The sequence below is a fragment of the Niallia sp. Sow4_A1 genome (assembly GCF_052116745.1).
GTDB lineage: Bacteria > Bacillota > Bacilli > Bacillales > Cytobacillaceae > Niallia > Niallia hominis.
Genome location: NZ_JBQKKM010000027.1, coordinates 59,623 through 65,631, shown reverse-complemented (window position 1 = coordinate 65,631; position 6,009 = coordinate 59,623). Strand labels below are relative to the sequence as shown.

The following is a 6,009-nucleotide window of genomic DNA, read 5'->3' as shown; positions in this document are numbered from 1 at the left end:
AAATTAGTAACAGAAACCGTGCGTCAGAACATACCATACTTAAATCAGGCGATTGGAAAACCCATTCACTTTGCCTTACAGGGATTAAAAGGTTTTTAAAAAAGAAAAAAACGAAATTTTGATAAAAGAAAACATTTAGAAAACGGATACAAAATTAGAAGTTTTACTTTATAAAAAGGGAGCTATAAAAAACTCCCACAAAAACTTGACTCAATCTCACAGCTTTTATTGCTAATGCCGTTACTTTATATAGTTTAAAATATTCTTGCTTATCTGCGTCCTTCCAAAAATTCACTAAGTTAGGCTCATTCCAAACCTCAAATGGCCATTTTTTTACTTCCTCTACTCCATATCTTTCGATAAAATGCTCTACTACCGCTGTAACTAAATCACTCCACTTTTGATAATCTTTCGGCGGTGTAACATTTCCTTTCCAATAAAAAATTGTTTGATCACCAGAAGCTAACAATTCCGGCATAAAACCAAATTCAATAAACGGGCGTAGATTCAAATCAAGAAAGGAATCAAAGATACGATCAATATAAGTAAAATTATAAAATACCTTCACTTCATCTCCTATCATCATTTCCCGATAAATACCAACATCATCAGAAAGCAGCCCGTGCCCTCTTATATATTTAAAACCTATTTTCTCCTGGATTATTTTTAAATGATCAAGATATTCTTTCTGAAGAGCCAATCCCAGCCTTCCTGTTCCGATACAGTACTTCCAATTTCCTGTTAATTTTCCCTTTCTTTTTGCTGCTACAATAATAGGTTTCATTTCCTTCTCTCCTATTCTTTTGTTCACATACATTTCCAGAAATATTTTCTAGTAAAATATCATCCTTTTCATTTTATTTTTACTCTTCAGGATAGTTTCAATCTTTTGTAAATGTCGAAATTCCCCAGGAAATATTGTTTTAAGAGCTTCAGCAGTTACACTCCTGAGTAAGCCATAAATCCTCCATCAACTGGAACGCTGGTCCCGGTAACAAAACCACTTGTTTCTTCATTAACTAGCCACAATAAGGTTCCCAATAAATCCTCTGGTCTTCCTAATCTTCTTACTGGTGTATGTGCCAGTATTTTTTTCGTACGGTCTGTATAAGTGCCATCAGAGTTTTTGAGCAACCCTTCATTTTGCTTCGTAAGAAAGAAGCCAGGAGCAATGGCATTTACTCTGATACCGGTTTCAGCCATATGAACAGCAAGCCATTTGGTAAAATTTTCAATCCCCGCCTTTGCTGCACTATAGGCAGGTACTTTTGTCATTGGACTTGGCGCGCTCATAGAAGAGATATTTATGACAGTCCCACTTTTTCCAAGCATTTGCTTAGAAAATATTTGTGTAGGAATTAATGTTCCGATAATATTTAGATTAAATACAAATGAAAATCCCTCAATTGTTAAATCGAAGAAACTCGTAATCCCTTCTTTATCTAAATCTTCCACACGAAGAATTTCCTCTGATGTAACCCCCTTTGGATGATTTCCTCCCGCCCCATTAATTAAAATGTCACAGTTCCCAAAAGTTTCGTATACAATTTTCTCTGCTTCTTTTACACTATGGACATCGACTACATCACATGCAACTGCAATAGCTGTTCCACCTGCGATATTTATTTCTTCTGCTACCTTTTGAGCTTTTTCATACGTACGATTAAGCAGTGCTACTTTTACACCTTGTCTAGCTAACTCCTTTGCCATACAACTACATAGTACTCCTCCACCGCCAGTAATAACTGCAACTTTCCCTGATAGATTTTCAATTAAAGGCAACATTTTTGTCTTCCCCTTTCTGTTTGATTGCTTCACCATTTTCCAAACTATCCCAAATTCCTAATATATACATTATTCCTAAAGCTCGATCATAAAGACCATAACCAGGTCTTGCCTTTTCTCCCCAAATCATTCTACCGTGATCTGGTCTGAAATAACCTTTAAATTCATAATCATGTAGCGTCTTAACTATTTCATATAAATCAAGCGTGCCATTTTCCGTACTTCTATGGGATGTTTCCTCGAAATCTCCATTTTCTGCAATTTTGATATTCCGAATATGCACAAAAGGTACACGTTCTTTTTTCAAAAAATGTCGTAATATATCAGGAATATCATTATTAGGATTTGCTCCTAAAGAACCCGAGCATATTGTTAAACCATTAGATGGACTATCTACTAACTTAATAATTCTGTCTAAATTTTTCTTTGAAAGAACGATCCTAGGCAAACCAAAAACAGACCATGGCGGATCATCTGGGTGGATAGCCATTTTTATATCACATTCTTCTGCAACTGGAATGATTTGTTCTAAGAAATACTGAAGATGGTTAAATAGATCTTCTTCTGTTACATTTTTATATAATTGAAATAGATACTTAATGGATTTAAGTCTTTCCGGTTCCCACCCTGGCAATGAATAACCATTTGATAAGTTCTCCATTTGCTCCATTAAAGCCATTGGTTCAATCGATTCTATTTTCCCCTTTTCATATGCTAAAACAGTCGACCCATCAGGAAGTTCCTTTGCTAGATCTGAACGCGTCCAATCAAAAATCGGCATAAAATTATAACAGATAACCTTCACTCCAGCTTTTGCTAGATTACGAATCGTTTGCTTATAATTTTCAATATATTTTTCTCTTGATGGAAGTCCAAGTTTAATGTCTTCATGAATATTAACACTCTCAATAACTTCTAAACTCATACCATTTCTATTGATTTCTTCCTTTAACTCCATAATCCTATCTTCTGGCCAAACCTCTCCAACTGGAATATCAAACAATGCTCCAACTACCCCATCTATTCCAGGTATTTGTCTAATATGCTCTAATGAAACACTATCATCTTCTCTACCAAACCATCTAAATGCTACCTTCACTTATGAATCCTCCTAGAAAGTCATCTCTTTTTATCAATTATCTCCATTAATCTCAAAATAATTTTTTGCATTAAAATAGGAAATATCCTGAACTAATTTTCCAATAAAATCATAATCTTTTGGGACCTCTCCATTTTCTATCCAGTTCCCTAGCAGATTACAAAGAATTCTTCTAAAATACTCATGCCGGGTGTAGGATAAAAAACTTCTCGAATCTGTTAACATTCCAATGAATGTTGACAAAATCCCTATATTGGCTAAATCTTTCATTTGATTTCTCATTCCATCTTTATGATCATTAAACCACCATGCAGCTCCACTTTGTATTTTCCCCTTCACCCCTGCTGCTTGAAAGTTTCCTGCGGCTGAGGCAATGATTGGACCATGATTAGGGTTCAACGAATATAGGATTGTTTTTGGCAATTGATTATCTTTATCCAAGCTATTTAAAAATTGGTTAAGTGGTCTTGCTAAAGTAAAATCATTAATGGAATCATAGCCTGTATTAGCCCCCAATGACTGAAACATACGATTATTATTATTTCTCTTTGCTCCAATATGCAGTTGCATCACCCATCCTAAGGAAGAATATAACTGTCCAAGGTATAAGAATGTATACGTTTTAAACTTAATTTCTTCTTGTTTAGAAATGGTTGCTCCTTCTAGCTTTGCCAGAAAAATACGACTTACCTCTCCTAACGTGCATTCTTCATATGGCAATTCTTCCAACCCATGATCAGCAATTCTACATCCTTTTTGATGAAAATAATCAATACGTTTTCTAATCGCTTTTAGAAATATCTCGTAATCTGTAATGCTAGTATTTGTTTTCTTCCCCAAATTTCTTATATAAGAAAGGAATGATTCTTGATTAATTTCAAGTAAAGAATCAGGTCGAAAAGAAGGAAGAACCTTTGTTTTAATCTCCGAATTTTCCTTTATCATGCTGTGATATTCTAAATCATCTAAAGGATCATCTGTTGTCCCAATCATTTCGACATTAGATTTAGCAATAAATCCTTGGGCAGTATATTCTTTATGCTTAAGCTTCTCATTACAAATATTCCAGATTTCATCGCAAGTATCTTCATTCAATGCAGTGTCAATCTGAAAGTATCGCTTTAATTCTAATTGGGACCAATGATATAAAGGATTTCCTATGCTATAAGGAAGAACTTTTGCCCAAGCTTGGAACTTTTCATAATTACTTGCCTTGCCAGTTATATAGTCCTCCTCTATTCCGAAGTATCGCATTGCTCTCCATTTATAATGATCTCCTGCTAACCATAGCTCACTAATATTATCGAAGGATTTATTTTCTGCTATTTCTTTTGGACTTAAGTGGCAATGATAATCAATTATTGGCATGGACTTACTATATTCATGATATAGTACTTTTGCAGATTCATTTTGTAATAAAAAATCTTCTTCTATTACTTTCATCAACACTCTCCCTCTCTCCTTATCTGAATATAAGAAATACAGAAACAGTCAATGCTTTTTCTTTGGATAATCCATATCCTTCACCTTTAAAACATATCCTCTACCTATCTATATGGATAAAATAAAAATTTTCTTTCCCTACTACACAAAGCTTAAATATTTTTTAGCCAATAAAGTAATTTGGATACTTTTCCTTTAAAACATGCTGTTCTAAAAAGGCTAGCCGAAGATGTTTCTCCATTATTTCACTTGCCTTTTCTCCTTCCTTATTCGTAATTAGTTGATAAAGGGACTTATGTTGATTAATGATTATTTCCCAATTTGTATCACTAGAAAATCTGAGGAGTCGTAATCGCTTAAAATGACTATTTAGAAGCTGAAGCATATTCCATGTTCGTTCTTTTCTACAGGCAGCAAATAATAATTGGTGAAATTCCTCATCTAGTTCAAATATTTTTTGAAAATTATTTTGTTCCATACAAAGTTCTTGCATTCTAATATTACTTTCTAATCGAAAACGAAATACTTCTGGAAAATCCTTACTTACCAGTATCACAATTTCCTTTTCCACCATTTCTCTAATAAAGCGACCTTCTTCTACATGCTCTAAATTTATTCTTGATACAATCGTTCCATATTGAGGGATAACATCAAGCAATTCCTCTTGTGCTAGCTTCATAAATGCTTCTCTAACAGGAGTTCTGCTTACATTAAGCTCATCTGCAATTTCTTTTTCAGATATCTTCGTACCTGGTTCTAATTCCAAACTCATAATTTTTTCTTTTAAGATATTATAGGAGTAATCTCTTGAAGAAACCCTCACTCCTTGCGTAGTTAACATTTTTATTCTCCTTTGTTTGAATTATGAATCCTATACACTTGTATCACTGTTTCCTGTCTTCTTTAGAAAATTACTTTCAATATGACATAACATCGCCTTAGAATTAAATGTCATCCCCATTGCAATCAAACTTGCAATAAAAATCACTAAAAAATCAGTCGTCCATACTGTTACAAAAGCAACTAAAAATAATATCAATATATTGCCTATCGTTTCTTTAAATTTAGTAAACTGATAAAAGGCAGATAACTTTACTAAATCTCTTATCCGAAAAGTAAACCTTGCATTGATCATTAACATATTGATACTAAGCATTGTCCAAATAAGAGTAAGTACAAGCAATACGATAAAAATCATTTGATTGACTGCAGTTACTGTTATTCGAAGGTATTGTAAATCGATGAGTAAAACAAAGTATACGGCAAGGATTATTGTCCAAGTAAAAAACGTGCCTTTTAAATTTGATCGATAGCCATAGAAAAAGTCCGCAGTGGGTGACAGTTCCTTCGTTCTCACTAATTTCTCCATGGAATAAAGCAATCCTGATATAGCAGGACCAGACGGAATTAATGCAAGAACATACAAACCGATATTAGAGAACGTTGGTGTTAATGTCATGAAGAAAAAAATGAATATTGCATTTGTTGCTACAAAATAAATATTCGTTAATAATATCCAATATACGTAATTGCTGAATGTAAATAAGATTCCTTGTCCAAACTCTTTTTTATGTTCCATGCCTTTCACCTTCTTTCAGAATAAAGAAATGTCCTAATGAAAAAATAGATAGGATAAGGTATCCTTATTGCTAGTCGCTATAGGATACCTCATCAATTCTTCA

The 6,009-nt window shown here is 33.6% G+C and carries 5 protein-coding genes and 1 pseudogene; all 6 read right to left on the bottom strand.

Going from position 1 to position 6,009, the window contains the following annotated elements:
• Positions 1-217: 217 nt before the first annotated feature.
• Positions 218-784 (bottom strand): annotated as a pseudogene (locus ACTQ5K_RS15480) (GH39 family glycosyl hydrolase); the annotation flags it as partial.
• Positions 785-939: 155 nt separating this feature from the next.
• Positions 940-1,785, bottom strand: coding sequence for an SDR family oxidoreductase (locus tag ACTQ5K_RS15475; protein WP_441994052.1), 846 nt, complete (start codon positions 1,783-1,785; stop codon positions 940-942).
• Positions 1,769-2,884 carry a mannonate dehydratase gene (gene uxuA / locus ACTQ5K_RS15470; protein WP_441994051.1) on the bottom strand — a complete coding sequence of 372 codons (1,116 nt, stop codon included), beginning with the start codon at positions 2,882-2,884 and terminating at the stop codon, positions 1,769-1,771. Before uxuA ends, ACTQ5K_RS15475 begins: the two co-directional genes overlap by 17 nt.
• A gap of 33 nt (positions 2,885-2,917) precedes the next feature.
• Entirely contained in the window at positions 2,918-4,330 is a 1,413-nt protein-coding gene (gene uxaC / locus ACTQ5K_RS15465; RefSeq protein ID WP_441994053.1) for a glucuronate isomerase, read from the bottom strand.
• Positions 4,331-4,490: 160 nt separating this feature from the next.
• Positions 4,491-5,168 carry a GntR family transcriptional regulator gene (locus ACTQ5K_RS15460; protein ID WP_441994050.1) on the bottom strand — a complete coding sequence of 226 codons (678 nt, stop codon included), beginning with the start codon at positions 5,166-5,168 and terminating at the stop codon, positions 4,491-4,493.
• 30 nt (positions 5,169-5,198) lie between these two features.
• Positions 5,199-5,906 (bottom strand): DUF624 domain-containing protein, encoded by a 708-nt coding sequence (locus ACTQ5K_RS15455; RefSeq protein ID WP_441994049.1) that lies wholly within the window; start codon positions 5,904-5,906, stop codon positions 5,199-5,201.
• Positions 5,907-6,009 lie beyond the last annotated feature (103 nt).

What these genes read in the sequence shown, in the direction of transcription:
- ACTQ5K_RS15475 (WP_441994052.1), bottom strand. Translation starts at nt 1,785, where the DNA reads ATGTTGCCTTTAATTGAAAATCTATCAGGGAAAGTTGCAGTTATTACT.
- ACTQ5K_RS15460 (WP_441994050.1), bottom strand. Translation starts at nt 5,168, where the DNA reads ATGTTAACTACGCAAGGAGTGAGGGTTTCTTCAAGAGATTACTCCTAT.
- ACTQ5K_RS15455 (WP_441994049.1), bottom strand. Translation starts at nt 5,906, where the DNA reads ATGGAACATAAAAAAGAGTTTGGACAAGGAATCTTATTTACATTCAGC.